Source organism: Aeromicrobium sp. Root344, from assembly GCF_001425755.1.
Taxonomy (GTDB): Bacteria; Actinomycetota; Actinomycetes; order Propionibacteriales; family Nocardioidaceae; genus Aeromicrobium.
This window is the reverse complement of sequence record NZ_LMDH01000001.1, coordinates 65619-78668: the sequence shown is the minus strand read 5'-3', so window position 1 is coordinate 78668 and position 13050 is coordinate 65619. Positions and strand designations below refer to the sequence as shown.

Genomic DNA, 13050 nt, shown 5'->3' with positions numbered 1-13050 from the left:
TGGGCATGGCTGAATCCGACGACCAGGTCGCCCTCCCGCCCAGCCTCGAGCTGCTCTGGGGACGGCGCGACGTGGGACGACGCGGACCCAAGCCGGGGCTCGACGTCGACTCGATCGTCGCCGCGGCCGTCGACATCGCGAACGCCGAAGGGCTCGCTGCCGTCTCGATGGCGCGCGTCGCCAAGGCCGTCGGGTTCACCACGATGTCGCTCTACCGCCACGTCACCAACAAGGACGAGCTGCTCCAGCTGATGTGGAACGCCAGTGCCGATGGGGTGATGGAGTTCGAGCTCGAGGGGGACACCTGGCGCAGCCGGCTGCTCAGCTGGGCGATGGCGCAACGCGAGGCCATCACGCGCAACATCTGGATCGTCCAGATGCCGATGGCGACGCCGCCCCTGGCGCCCAACTCGCTGCGGTGGATGGAGGTCGGGCTCGAGGCGTTGGACGGCACGGGCCTGGACGACGGCGACAAGATGCGCATCCTGGGCCTGATCTCGTCGCACGCCCTGATCGATGCCCGCATGGCCTATGACGCGCAGCAGGCCAAGGGTGGTGGCGCCGACCAGGTCGACTACACCGCGATCCTCCGTGAGGTCGTCGAGGAGGAGCGCTTCCCGCAGCTGCACCGTGTCGCCTGGTCGGGGGCTGCGGACGAGCCCGAGCCGGGCGGCGACCCGTTCGCGGAGTACCGGTTCGACCTCGAGGTCATGCTCGACGGCATTGAGACCCTGGTCGAGCGCTCCCGCTAGGGTCGTCGCACACACGTCTCCGGGGGGAACATGAACGACCGCGCTGTCCGCATGCCGAGGCTCTGGGCCGGGCTCGTCGCAGCCCTTGTCGGAGCGTGGTGGGCGACGCACGACGAGACCATGAAGTACGTCCTCGGGTTGCTGCTCCTGGCCGGCGGTCTGGTGGCTCTGGGTTCGGCCCTCCTGCGGCGACTGCACGTCCTGAAGCGGGTCGCGCTGATCGCCGGCCTTGGCGTGGCGGTCCTGGCCGCCGGCATCGTCTCGCCGATCGTCCGGGCCGACAGCCAGACCTCGAGCGTGTGGACGGCAGGCGTCCAGGGTCGATCGTGGTTCGCCACGGACGACGCCGTCCTGGTCGCCGGCCTCACGGACGGCGACGAACAGCCCGCGATGGTGGCGCTCGACCGCGACACCGGCAAGGTCACGTCGATCGGAAGGCTCGCCGACGGGGTCCAGTCTCGGCGGTTCACCTCCGACGGCGACCTGGTCCAGGTCTCAGAGACCCCGGGAACCGTACGAGTCGACTACGTCACGGTGGAGTCCGGTGAGCTCTGGACCCGCGAGTTCCCCGAGAAGCAGCGGACGTCGGTCGACGTCATTGCCGGGGCACGCGGGTTCGCCGCCGTGCGCACGTGCCGGCCGGACCGGCTCGATCTCCTGACCTCGTGCGTGGTCTCAACGATCGGCCCCGACGGGGCGATCGCCTGGAGCCGGCGACTGGATGCCGTTGCCGGCTTCGAGCGGCCCAAGGATCGGCTGATCCCCGAGGTGCTGGGCACGGTTCCGGGAGACGTGCTCCGGCTCAGGGTCCTGAACCTCGAGGACGGCTCGATAGCGAGGCTGGAATTCGGTGACGACCCCGACATTGCCGAGAAGTACCTGCCCCGCGACTTCCTGACGGCCAGCGCCGAGCACGGACTGCCCTTGCGTGGTGAGGGCCTCCAGGTCGAGGTCGTCGACGACGACGTGATCCTGGGGCACGCCGGTGAGCGGGAGTGGAAGCGCCGCATTCCGGGCGCGACCTGGATCTCGTACGCGAACGGGGGTGTCGCAGTGGAGTCGAAGCCGACGGGCTGGAGTCCGTTCCTGCCGTGGCGCACGTCGGCAGCCACGAAGATCACGATGCTCGACGTCAAGACGGGTGCCGTCACCGCAACTGCCGTGGTGCCCTACGTGCCGGTGGTCTACCCGGTGAGCAGTCGCGCGGCGATCGTCACGGGCGGGCGCGGCGGGTCGCACGGCATGGACGAGCAGCGCCTGGTGGGCCGGCGCTAGACGGTCACTAGGATGGATCGGTATCCCCGACTCCACCTGCAAGGATCCGTATGTCTGAGCCCGCCAAGGGTATTTCGCGCGCCGACGTCAGCCATCTGGCCGGCCTCGCCCGCATCGACCTCAGCGAGGCCGAGCTCGACCACTTCGCCGCCGAGCTGCCCGCCATCCTCGAGCACGTCGCGGTGGTCCAGCAGGCCGCCGGCGACGACGTCGAGGCGATGAGCCACCCCGTCCCCGTCAACAACGTCTTCCGTGAGGACGTCGTCGTGCCGTGCCTGACGCCCGAGGAGGCGCTCGCCGGCGCCCCGGCGTCCGAGCAGCAGCGGTTCCTCGTGCCCAAGATCCTCGGGGAGGACTGACATGACCGACCTGACTCGTCTCAGCGCGGCCGATCTGGCCGCCAAGCTGGCCCGCAAGGAAGTCTCGAGTGTCGAGGCCACCCAGGCCCAGCTCGACCGCATCGCCGCGGTCGACGGTGACGTCCACGCCTTCCTGCACGTCGACGCCGAGGGCGCGCTCGCCACGGCGGCCGACGTCGACGCCCGCCGGGCCGCGGGCGAAGGCCTGCACGGACTCGCCGGCGTACCGATCGCCGTCAAGGACATCGTCGCGACCAAGGGCATGCCCACGACGTGCGGCTCCAAGATCCTCGACGGCTGGATCCCGCCCTACGACGCGACGATCACGCTGCGCATCAAGGCTGCCGGGCTGCCGATCCTCGGCAAGACCAACATGGACGAGTTCGCGATGGGCTCGTCGACCGAGCACTCGGCGTACGGGCCGACGCGCAACCCCTGGGACCGGGACCGCATCCCGGGAGGCTCCGGTGGCGGCTCGGCCGCTGCCGTCGCCGCGTTCGAGGCCGCCCTCGCGATCGGCACCGACACCGGCGGCTCGATCCGCCAGCCCGGCGCGCTGACCGGCACGGTGGGCGTCAAGCCGACCTACGGCGGCATCAGCCGTTACGGCCTCGTCGCGCTCGCGAGCAGCCTCGACCAGGCGGGACCTGTCACACGTACGGTCCTCGACGCCGCGCTGCTGCACGAGCTCATGGGCGGCCACGACCCCATGGACTCCACCAGCATCGACGCGCCGGCACCGCTCGTCGTCTCGGCCGCCCGTCGCGCCGACGTCAAGGGACTCAAGATCGGCATCGTCAAGGAGCTGGGCGGCGAGGGCTTCCAGGCCGGCGTCAGTGCCCGGTTCCACGAGGCCGTCGAGCTGCTGACGTCCGCCGGCGCCGAGGTCGTCGAGGTGTCACTGCCGAGCCTCGAGTACGCCCTTGCGGCCTACTACCTCGTCATGCCGAGCGAGGCGAGCAGCAACCTCGCCCGTTTCGACGCGATGCGTTACGGCGTACGCGTGCCACCCGCCGGTGCCGACGACCCGAGCGCGGAGCAGGTCATGGCGTCGAGCCGTGACGCGGGCTTCGGCGACGAGGTCAAGCGCCGCATCATCGTTGGCACCTACGCCCTGTCGAGCGGCTACTACGACGCCTACTACGGGTCGGCACAGAAAGTTCGTACGCTCCTCGCGCGCGACTTCGCAGCCGCGTTCGAGCAGGTCGACGTCCTGGTCTCGCCGACCTCGCCCACGACGGCCTGGCAGCTGGGCGCCAAGCTCGACGACCCGCTGTCGATGTACCTGCAGGACGTCGCCACGATCCCGGCCAACCTCGCCGGCATCCCCGGGCTGTCGCTGCCCGTCGGGCTCGCCGACGAGGACGGCCTGCCGGTCGGCCTGCAGTTCCTCGCTCCCCAGCAGGCCGATGACCGGCTCTACAACGCCGGCGCCGCCTTGGAGAAGCTGCTCGAGGAGAAGTGGGGCGGGCCGATGCTTGCCCAGGCACCCGATCTGGAGGTGGCACGATGAGCGAGACTCTCGTTCCCGTCGACGAGGCGCTGACCCGCTACGACCCGGTGATGGGGCTCGAGATCCACATCGAGCTCAACACCGCGACCAAGATGTTCTGCGGCTGCCCGACGGAGTTCGGCGCCGAGCCCAACACCCAGGTCTGCCCGGTGTGCCTCGCGCTGCCCGGTGCGCTGCCGGTCGTCAACGCCAAGGCGATCGAGTCGGCGATCCGCATCGGCCTCGCGCTCAACTGCGAGATCGCCGAGTGGTGCCGTTTCGCCCGCAAGAACTACTTCTACCCGGACATGCCCAAGAACTTCCAGACGTCGCAGTACGACGAGCCGATCGCGTTCGACGGACACGTCGACGTCGAGGTCGACGGCGAGACCTACCGGATCGACATCGAGCGGGCGCACATGGAGGAGGACACCGGCAAGTCGCTGCACGTGGGCGGCTCGACGGGTCGCATCCACGGCGCCGACTTCTCGCTGGTCGACTACAACCGCGCCGGCATCCCGCTGATCGAGATCGTGACCCGCACGATCGAGGTTCCCGGTGACAAGGCTGCCGCGGTCGCCCGGGCGTACGTGTCCTACGTGCGCGACCTGATCGGCGGGCTGGGTGTGTCGGACGTACGCATGGACCAGGGGTCGCTGCGCGCCGACGTCAACCTCTCGCTCAAGCCCAAGGGCTCGACGACGCTGGGCACCCGTTCGGAGACCAAGAACGTCAACTCGTTCCGCTCGGTCGAGCGCGCCGTACGCTACGAGATCTCGCGGCACGCCGGCATCCTCGACGAGGGCGGCTCGGTGCTGCAGGAGACGCGCCACTTCCACGAGGACACGGGCACGACGTCGTCGGGCCGTGAGAAGTCTGACGCCGACGACTACCGCTACTTCCCCGAGCCCGACCTCGCGCCGGTGTCGCCGTCGCGGGAGTGGGTCGAGGAGCTGCGCGCCACGCTGCCCGAGCCCCCGGCCGTACGCCGTGCGCGCCTGCAGGCCGACTGGGGCTTCAGCGACCTGGAGATGCGCGACACGATCGGCGCCGGTGCGCTGCAGCTCGTCGCCGACACGATCGAGGCCGGAGCGACGCCGCAGGCTGCCCGCAAGTGGTGGCTCGGTGAGATGGCTCGCCGGGCCAACGAGCAGGGCGCAGATCTCGACTCGCTCGGCATCACGCCGCTGCAGGTCGCCGAGATCCAGGCGCTGATCGATGCCGGCCGGATCAACGACAAGCTGGCCCGCTCGGTGTTCGACGGCGTCATCGCCGGTGAGGGCACCCCGGAGGAGGTCATCGTCGGGCGTCAGCTCGAGGTGGTCTCCGACGACGGTGCGCTCGGCGAGGCCGTCGATCGGGCGATCGCCGGCGATCCCGATGCCGCGCAGAAGATCCGCGACGGCAAGCAGGCCGCTGCGGGTGCACTGATCGGTGCCGTCATGAAGGAGATGCGCGGCCAGGCCGACGCCGGCCGCGTACGAGAGCTGATCCTCGAAAAGCTCACCTGACCCCCCGTTTTGGGACTTTCCTCGCCACTTTTCCTACGGACGTGACGAGGTTCGTCCCAAAACTGGGGTCAGGCGGTGCGTTCGACGAGGTCCTTGAGCTCCTCGAGCACGATCTCGGGGAACTCGATCGGGATGAAGTGCGTCGCGTCGAGCTCGCGGAAGCGGGACCCTGCGAGGCGTTCTGACGCCGAGAGCATGTCGCGGGCCCCGGTGAGCATGTCCCACTTGCCGGCGATGAACGTCACCGGCACGTCGATCTTGGACAGCGAGACGCGCTGGTGCTCCGAGACGCCGAGGGCGAGCTTGGCGTACCAGGACGGGTGCGTCGTGCAGAACTCCTGCATCAGTGTCCGCAGCTCCGCGGTGTCGGCCGCCGGGTTGATGAGCCGGGTCAGGCGCAGCATGTTGGCCGTCGCGTTGGTCCATGGGATCCGGCGCGTCAGCGGCGCCAGCGCGCGCCCCGACACCCACGCCGTACGTGCGAGGCCGACCATGAGCTGCTTGGAGACCACCGGCGGCATGCGCAGGGGCGCCAGCATCGTGGCGAACGTGTTGCCGGGCACGCCGGCCACGGCGAGGATCCCCTTGACCCGTTCGGGATGACGGCCGGCCAGCTCGAACGCGATCGTGACGCCGGCCGACCAGGAGGCGACGACTGCGGAGTCGATGCCGGCGTCGTCCATCACGGCCAGCGCGTCCTCGACGAACGCGTCGAGGTCGACGCGACCGTTGGCGGGGCGCTCCGAGCCGCCGACGCCGCGATGGTTCCACGACACGACGTGGACGCCGCAGTCCGGCCGCAGGAGCGCCGGCCAGGCGTGCGGGTTGGTGCCCAGGCCGTTCGACAGGAACACCGTCGGCCCCTCGGCGTCGTTCGTCCAGGCTCGCAGGCGGGTGCCGTCGGCGCTCTCGACGTCGTAGTAGCGGACGAAGGCGGCCGTGGGTGGCTTCACAAGCGCTGATTGTCCATGGCGTACGCAGCCCCCGCAATCACTTCGTCAGATCCGCGCCGCGACGGCGTCCACGAGCCGACCCGCGCCGTCCTCGGCCAGCACCAGGAACAGGTAGGGCTCGGTCAGCTCCAGCTCGATGACCAGCGGCGATCCGTCGGCGCTGGTGACCAGGTCCACGCGGGCGTACGAGAGGTCGGCCGGATGTCCGAGGACCTCGTCGACCGCCGCCAGTGCGGCTCTGGCGACCTCGTGCTGGGCCGGTGTCGGCGTACGCATCCCGTTCTCGCCGCGACCGTCGCGGTCCTGCCGGATGCCTTCGCCACGGGTGAGGATCGGACCCTTGCGGATCGCGTGCGAGAACTCGCCGCCGAAGAACAGCATCGCGGTCTCGCCCTCCTCGTCGACCGACGAGATGTAGGGCTGCGTCATGGAGGTACGTCCGGCGGCGACGAGTGCCGCGCTGTGGGCGTAGACGTCGGCGGGGGACTCCCACCGGGCGGTGTCCTTGGACCCGGCCGAGATCGTCGGCTTGACGACCCACTCGGCATGGTCGCCGAGGTCGTCACCGTCAGCGATGTCCCACCGGGTCTCGATGATCGGGACGCCGGCGGCTTCGATCTGGCGGAGGTAGACCTTGTCGGTGTTCCACGCCAGCACCTCGTGGCTGTTGTGGAGGCGGGGCACGGACGCCGCCCAGGCGAGGAACTCGTCGCGTCGCGTGGTGTAGTCCCAGCACGAGCGGACGACCACGGCGTCGTACGCCTGCCACTCGACCGCTGGGTCGTCCCAGACCGTGATCTCGGCGTCGATCCCGCGCTGGTGGGCGGCATCGAGGAGGAGAGGGAGGTCGGCGTCGCGGTCCAGGGCCCACGGGCTGCTGACGAACGTGATGCTCATGAGGGCCAGCCTAATCGGTGAAGGGGAACACTTCACTCTTGCCTTTTGAAGTAAATACCTTCAACATGAAGAAATGAACCAGATCGCTTCACCGCGGTACGCGGTCATCGGCGACCTCGTGGGCTCGCGCGAGCAGCCTTCGCGCGCCGAAGCCCAGGACAACCTGTTGGCGGCCCTGAGCACCGTCAACGCGCTGGTCTCGGCGTCGCAGCCGCTCGAACCGACGATCGGCGACGAGCTGCAAGGCGTCTACGACGACCTGCCCGACGCTCTCTACGCGACGGTGCTGGTCCGGCTCGCCCTGCCCGAATCGATGGACTGCCGCTTCGGCATCGGTGTCGGCGAGCTCGAGATCGTCGGTACGTCCAACTATGGTCTGACCCAGGACGGGCAGGCGTGGTGGCTGGCGCGCGACGCGATCGACACGGCCAAGGCCAAGGGGCGACAGCTCCCCGGCCTGCGGACCTGGATCAAGCGCGAGGGAGCGGAGGGGGGCGACATCGTGAACGCCTACCTGCTCGTGCGCGACGAGCTCGTCAGTGACTTCGACGGCCGGCAACGACGCATCGCGCTTGCCGAGCTGCACGGCAGGACGCTGTCCCAGATCGCCGACGACGAGGGCATCTCGACGTCAGCGGTGTCCCAGCGGCACCGCGCAGGCATCGGCGCGCTGCTCGAGTCGATCGGTCAGGCGCGAGCGTGAGCGAGCGCCAGCGAGCGAACCATCGAACAGCCATCACGCCGGCACCTCCTTATCGTGGGTTCTTTGTGGAGGTGACGGCGTGAGCGGGCTGGCGGTGCTGCTGGCCGCGATCGGGATGGCCGATCTCGTGCGTCGCTGGAAGGTCGCCACGGGTTTCGCCGTGACCGTGGCGGGCCTGCTGGTGCTCGGCGGCGGGTGGCACACCGTGTGGCTCTCGCTCGTGTTCGCCGTGGTGGTCGTCGTGTGGGTCGACGCGGCCTCCCACGACTCGTCCGCGGGAGTCATCCTCCTGTCCGTCGCGAGCCTGGCGCTGGTCGTGGTCTCCGGCGTGCTCGACTTCGGCAAGGCTCCGCTGCAGGACTGGTACGACGACCTGCCGATCCCGCGACTTCAGGGCGTCCCACTCGACCGGGCGGCCTTGGGGGTCGGCGTCGTGCTGTTCCTCGCGACCGCCGCCAACGTCGTCGTGCGCCGAGTGCTGCTGGCCACAGGTCCGCGCGTCCTCGCCCAGGGCGACCAGCTGCGTGGCGGGCGCGTGCTCGGACCGCTCGAACGCTGGTTCGTGCTGGCCTGCGCACTCAGCGGCAACCTCGCCGCGATCGCCGTCGTGGTCGCGGCCAAGGGCATCCTGCGCTTTCCCGAGATCTCGCGCGACGGCCCCGACGGGCTGCGGGCCGAGTACGTCCTGGTGGGCAGCTTCGTCAGCTGGGCGCTGGCCCTGGTCTTCGTGCCGTTGTTCTAGGTGGACTGGCGGACGGCTCGGTCGGGCCGAGCCGTAATCTTGGGGCATGGCCCCCGAGAACCCGATCGACATCAAGCCCCGCAGCCGCACCGTCACCGATGGCCTCGAGGCCACCGCCTCGCGCGGCATGCTCCGTGCGGTCGGCATGGGCGACGACGACTGGGCCAAGCCCCAGATCGGCGTCGCCTCCAGCTGGAACGAGATCACCCCCTGCAACCTGTCGCTCGACCGGCTCGCCAAGGCCGTCAAGGTCGGCGTGCACGCCGGCGGGGGATACCCGCTCGAGTTCGGCACGATCTCGGTCTCGGACGGCATCTCGATGGGCCACGAAGGCATGCACTTCTCGCTCGTGAGTCGTGAAGTCATCGCCGACTCGGTCGAGACCGTCATGATGGCCGAGCGCCTCGACGGCTCCGTGCTGCTCGCCGGCTGCGACAAGAGCCTGCCCGGCATGCTGATGGCGGCCGCCCGGCTCGACCTGTCGAGCGTGTTCCTCTACGCCGGTTCGATCATGCCGGGCAACGTCGACGGCAAGGACGTCACGATCATCGACGCGTTCGAGGCCGTGGGGGCGTGCATCAAGGGCCTCATCACCCGTGAGGACGTCGACAAGATCGAGCGTGCGGTCTGCCCCGGCGAGGGCGCCTGCGGTGGCATGTTCACCGCCAACACGATGGCGACCGCGGCTGAGGCGCTCGGCATGAGCCTGCCCGGCTCGGCCGCCCCGCCGGCGATCGACGACCGCCGCGACGACTTCGCGCGCAAGTCCGGCGAAGCCGTCGTCGAGCTGCTCCGCAAGGGCATCACGGCCCGTCAGATCATGACCAAGGAGGCGTTCGAGAACGCCATCACCGTCGTGATGGCGCTCGGCGGCTCGACCAACGCCGTCCTCCACCTGCTGGCGATCGCCCGCGAGGCCGAGGTGCCGTTGTCGCTCGACGACTTCAACCGCATCGGCGACAAGGTCCCCCACCTGGGCGACCTCAAGCCGTTCGGCCGCTACGTCATGAACGACGTCGACAAGGCCGGCGGCACCGCCGTCATCCTGAAGGCCCTGCTCGATGCCGGCCTCATCCACGGTGACGTCATGACGGTGACCGGCAAGACCATGGCCGAGAACCTCTCGACCATCACCGAGAAGCTCGACGGCGACGTCATCCGTACGCTCGACAAGCCGATCCACAAGACCGGCGGCCTCACGATCCTCAAGGGCTCGCTGGCTCCCGACGGCGCGGTGGTCAAGAGCGCAGGCTTCGACTCCGACGTGTTCCGCGGCACCGCCCGGGTCTTCGACGGTGAGCGCAAGGCGATGGACGCGCTCGAGGACGGCACGATCGTCGCCGGCGACGTCGTGGTGATCCGCTACGAGGGCCCCAAGGGTGGGCCCGGCATGCGCGAGATGCTCGCGATCACCGGCGCGATCAAGGGCGCCGGGCTCGGCAAGGACGTCCTGTTGATGACCGACGGCCGATTCTCCGGCGGCACCACGGGACTCTGCGTCGGCCACGTCGCCCCTGAGGCGGTCGACGGCGGACCCATCGCGTTCGTCCGCGACGGCGACCCGATCGTGCTCGACATGGCCAACCGCACCCTCGAGATCGAGGTCGACGACGACGAGCTCGAGGCCCGCAAGGTCGGTTGGGAGCCGCTCCCGCCCAAGTACACCAAGGGCGTCCTCGCCAAGTACCGCAAGCTCGTCAGCTCTGCCGCTGACGGGGCAGTCTGTGGCTAGATGACCATCGACCCTGACGAGCTGGCGGTCGCGCTCCAGGTGCTGGCCGCCGCCGAACGGCTGGACGAGGACGACCCCGACTACGTCGCGCTGCGGCGCGCGTGCGGCAAGTTCTACAAGAACGTCAAGAAGCACCGCCGGCTCGACAAGCGGGCCCAGGTGGCTGCGGCCGACCGTGCGGTGGTGGCCGCCACCGCCACCGGGTCGCCGAGACGCATCGACGACGAGACCGAAGGCCTGCCGCTCGTCTCCAACGCCGCCGGCGCCACGGCCGGCACGCTGCTGGTCGCCCGTCCCTGCTACATCTGCAAGCAGAAGTACACCGTCGTCGACGCGTTCTACCACCAGCTGTGCCCGGACTGCGCCGCGCTCAACCGGGCCAAGCGCGACGCGCGCACCGACCTGACCGGCAAGCGCGCTCTGCTGACCGGTGGCCGCGCCAAGATCGGCATGTACATCGCGCTGCGCCTGCTCCGCGACGGCGCGCACACCACGATCACGACCCGGTTCCCGCACGATGCCGTGCGCCGCTTCACCGCGATGCCCGACAGTGCGGACTGGATCGACCGGCTCCGCGTCGTCGGCATCGACCTGCGCGATCCGGCGCAGGTCGTCGGACTGGCTGACTCGGTCGCCGCGCAGGGGCCGCTCGACATCCTCATCAACAACGCGGCGCAGACCGTACGCCGCACACCGGGGGCGTACGCGCCGTTGGCCGAGGCCGAGTCGGCCCCGCTGCCCGACGGGCCGCTGCCCGAGCTGCTGACGTTTGGGCACACGAGCGACGCCCACCCGGCGGCTCTCGTCGGCTCGGTGTCCGCGCACCCGGTCCTGGCCGGCGACGCGCACACCGCCGAGGAGCTGACGTCGATGGCCTTGTCCGCGGGCTCGGCCGATCTCGCGCGGATCGACGCCGGCGGCCTGGTGCCCGACACCGTCGACGTCAACAGCTGGACCCAGCGCGTGCACGAGGTCGACGCGCTCGAGCTCCTCGAGGTCCAGCTCTGCAACACCACCGCGCCGTTCATCCTCGTCAGTCGGCTGCGGCCGTCGATGGCCGCCTCCGAGGCCCGCCGCACGTACGTCGTGAACGTCTCGGCGATGGAGGGCCAGTTCAGCCGTCGCTACAAGGGGCCGGGCCACCCGCACACCAACATGGCCAAGGCGGCACTCAACATGCTGACTCGCACCAGCGCAGGGGAGATGCTCGAGCAGGACGGCATCCTCATGACCGCCGTCGACACGGGCTGGATCACCGACGAGCGGCCGCACCCGACCAAGGTGCGACTCGCCGAGGAGGGGTTCAAGGCACCGCTGGACCTGGTGGACGGGGCGGCGCGCGTCTACGACCCCATCGTCCGTGGCGAGGCCGGGGAAGACATCCACGGCGTCTTCCTCAAGGACTACGAGCCCTCTCCGTGGTGACCAACGAGGAGCTGCTGCGGTCCCAGTGGACGGCGCTTCGCCGGTGGATCGAGACGTCAGGCGTCCTGCAACACGCGCAGGAGCAGAGCGTCCTCGAGGCGTGGAACGTGCACGAGCTCATCACGCACATCGGCCGCTCGTTCCTCGACTTCCCGGTGCTGGGTCCGGCGCCTCGCGCTGAACCACGCACGATCCACCAGTACATCTCCAGCTACGGGGCCTCGGCACGCGACATCGCCGACGGCACGAAGCAGCTGGCCCGTTCGTTCTCCGGCGACGTGCTGGCCGGCATCGACAACTGCGCGCGGCTCGGCTTCCGCGCGCTGGATGCGCTCAAGGCGGAGGTCGTACGCGGCCCCCTGGGCGCGATCACGCGTGAGGACTTCATCCTGACGCGCGTCCTCGAGCTCGTCGTGCACGGCGATGACCTGGCGCGCTCCGTGCCGGGGCTGCCGGCGCCGCCCTTGCTCGAGCAGCCGGTCAACGCCGTCTCCGATGCGTTGGTGAGCGCGTACGTCGAGGTCACCGCGCGGGAGCCGGAGATCGCCGACCTGCTCGACTGGATCAGGGCCGCGACCGGGCGCGTGGCTTCTGACGACGAGGCACTACCCCTGCTCTGAGCCGTTCGGGCCACACTGCGGGGGACCTAAGTCATGAGTCTCACGCAGACCGGCTTTCACGCTCGCGTTCGGGCGTACGTTCCCAGGTGGAGGGCGTACGGAGTCTCACATGATCGCCGGGCTTTGCCGCCGTTCGGGGTATTTCGCGCTCGTCCTCGCCATGGCGTGCCTGGTGCTGCTCGGCACTGCCACGCCGTCCATCGCACGGCCCGCTGCGGCCGTGTCGAACTCGACGCCGCCGTCGATCACGGGCACTCCACAGGCCGGGCTCACGCTCACCGCCAAGCCAGGCGTCTGGTCGCCGACCGACGCACAGCTGACGTACCGGTGGCTGAGCGGCACGACCAGCAAGGACCTCGTGGCAACCGGCGGGACCGGGACCACGTACGTCGTGCGGTCCGCCGACGTCGGCAAGCGACTGGTGGTCGAGGTCACGGGGGCCAGGTCCGGCTACACGAGTCTCGTGAAGACCTCCAGCATGACCGCCACGGTCCTGGCACCGGGCATCACGGCGGGTCAACCCGCAGTCTCGGGCACTCCACGCGTCGCCTCGACCCTCACCGCCACGCCGGGCACGTGGGCACCCGCC

Annotated in this window: 13 protein-coding genes; 11 read left to right on the top strand and 2 right to left on the bottom strand. The window is 69.9% G+C overall.

The window, feature by feature from the left end:
- Positions 1-5: 5 nt before the first annotated feature.
- Genes ASC61_RS00360 through gatB form a run of 5 tightly spaced genes read left to right on the top strand, consistent with a single transcriptional unit; the run spans position 6 to position 5389 of the window.
- The gene (locus ASC61_RS00360; RefSeq protein WP_056207747.1) at positions 6-752 is read left to right on the top strand and encodes a TetR/AcrR family transcriptional regulator; all 747 of its coding nucleotides are present in this window, start codon (positions 6-8) and stop codon (positions 750-752) included.
- 30 nt (positions 753-782) lie between these two features.
- The gene (locus tag ASC61_RS00355) at positions 783-2027 is read left to right on the top strand and encodes a hypothetical protein (protein WP_056207744.1); all 1245 of its coding nucleotides are present in this window, start codon (positions 783-785) and stop codon (positions 2025-2027) included.
- A 50-nt stretch (positions 2028-2077) separates the two neighbouring features.
- Positions 2078-2386, top strand: coding sequence for an Asp-tRNA(Asn)/Glu-tRNA(Gln) amidotransferase subunit GatC (gene gatC, locus ASC61_RS00350; RefSeq protein ID WP_056207740.1), 309 nt, complete (start codon positions 2078-2080; stop codon positions 2384-2386).
- A 1-nt stretch (position 2387) separates the two neighbouring features.
- The gene (gene gatA / locus ASC61_RS00345) at positions 2388-3899 is read left to right on the top strand and encodes an Asp-tRNA(Asn)/Glu-tRNA(Gln) amidotransferase subunit GatA (protein WP_056207737.1); all 1512 of its coding nucleotides are present in this window, start codon (positions 2388-2390) and stop codon (positions 3897-3899) included.
- Positions 3896-5389 carry an Asp-tRNA(Asn)/Glu-tRNA(Gln) amidotransferase subunit GatB gene (gene gatB, locus ASC61_RS00340; RefSeq protein WP_056207735.1) on the top strand — a complete coding sequence of 498 codons (1494 nt, stop codon included), beginning with the start codon at positions 3896-3898 and terminating at the stop codon, positions 5387-5389. Before gatA ends, gatB begins: the two co-directional genes overlap by 4 nt.
- Before the next feature lie 68 nt (positions 5390-5457).
- Here the strand turns inward: gatB and ASC61_RS00335 are convergent, their stop codons facing one another.
- Entirely contained in the window at positions 5458-6342 is an 885-nt protein-coding gene (locus ASC61_RS00335) for an alpha/beta fold hydrolase (protein ID WP_056207733.1), read from the bottom strand.
- A 45-nt stretch (positions 6343-6387) separates the two neighbouring features.
- Complete coding sequence (locus ASC61_RS00330; protein ID WP_056207730.1) at positions 6388-7239, bottom strand: ATP-grasp domain-containing protein; 852 nt, start codon at positions 7237-7239, stop codon at positions 6388-6390.
- A 73-nt stretch (positions 7240-7312) separates the two neighbouring features.
- Between ASC61_RS00330 and ASC61_RS00325 the strand changes: the two genes are divergently transcribed.
- From ASC61_RS00325 to ASC61_RS19890, 6 genes are all read left to right on the top strand, one after another.
- Positions 7313-7942, top strand: coding sequence for a SatD family protein (locus tag ASC61_RS00325; protein ID WP_056207727.1), 630 nt, complete (start codon positions 7313-7315; stop codon positions 7940-7942).
- A gap of 79 nt (positions 7943-8021) precedes the next feature.
- The gene (locus ASC61_RS00320) at positions 8022-8684 is read left to right on the top strand and encodes a hypothetical protein (RefSeq protein WP_056207724.1); all 663 of its coding nucleotides are present in this window, start codon (positions 8022-8024) and stop codon (positions 8682-8684) included.
- 46 nt (positions 8685-8730) lie between these two features.
- Positions 8731-10416: a dihydroxy-acid dehydratase gene (gene ilvD / locus ASC61_RS00315; RefSeq protein ID WP_056207722.1), complete on the top strand. Its 1686-nt coding sequence runs from the start codon at positions 8731-8733 to the stop codon at positions 10414-10416.
- A complete protein-coding gene (locus ASC61_RS00310; RefSeq protein WP_056207719.1) occupies positions 10417-11841 on the top strand; it encodes an SDR family oxidoreductase in 1425 nt (474 codons plus the stop codon). It abuts the gene before it with no gap.
- Positions 11835-12461 carry a maleylpyruvate isomerase N-terminal domain-containing protein gene (locus ASC61_RS00305; RefSeq protein ID WP_056207717.1) on the top strand — a complete coding sequence of 209 codons (627 nt, stop codon included), beginning with the start codon at positions 11835-11837 and terminating at the stop codon, positions 12459-12461. Before ASC61_RS00310 ends, ASC61_RS00305 begins: the two co-directional genes overlap by 7 nt.
- 109 nt (positions 12462-12570) lie before the next feature.
- Positions 12571-13050, top strand: a 480-nt coding sequence (locus ASC61_RS19890; RefSeq protein WP_200935357.1) for a hypothetical protein, incomplete at its 3' end; no start/stop codon positions are given.

Bases quoted from the DNA above. Each gene is read 5' to 3' on its own strand.
- ASC61_RS00355 (WP_056207744.1), top strand. From the start codon at position 783: ATGAACGACCGCGCTGTCCGCATGCCGAGGCTCTGGGCCGGGCTCGTC.
- ilvD (WP_056207722.1), top strand. From the start codon at position 8,731: ATGGCCCCCGAGAACCCGATCGACATCAAGCCCCGCAGCCGCACCGTC.
- ASC61_RS00310 (WP_056207719.1), top strand. From the start codon at position 10,417: ATGACCATCGACCCTGACGAGCTGGCGGTCGCGCTCCAGGTGCTGGCC.
- ASC61_RS00325 (WP_056207727.1), top strand. From the start codon at position 7,313: ATGAACCAGATCGCTTCACCGCGGTACGCGGTCATCGGCGACCTCGTG.
- gatB (WP_056207735.1), top strand. From the start codon at position 3,896: ATGAGCGAGACTCTCGTTCCCGTCGACGAGGCGCTGACCCGCTACGAC.
- ASC61_RS00330 (WP_056207730.1), bottom strand. From the start codon at position 7,239: ATGAGCATCACGTTCGTCAGCAGCCCGTGGGCCCTGGACCGCGACGCC.
- ASC61_RS00360 (WP_056207747.1), top strand. From the start codon at position 6: ATGGCTGAATCCGACGACCAGGTCGCCCTCCCGCCCAGCCTCGAGCTG.
- gatA (WP_056207737.1), top strand. From the start codon at position 2,388: ATGACCGACCTGACTCGTCTCAGCGCGGCCGATCTGGCCGCCAAGCTG.
- gatC (WP_056207740.1), top strand. From the start codon at position 2,078: ATGTCTGAGCCCGCCAAGGGTATTTCGCGCGCCGACGTCAGCCATCTG.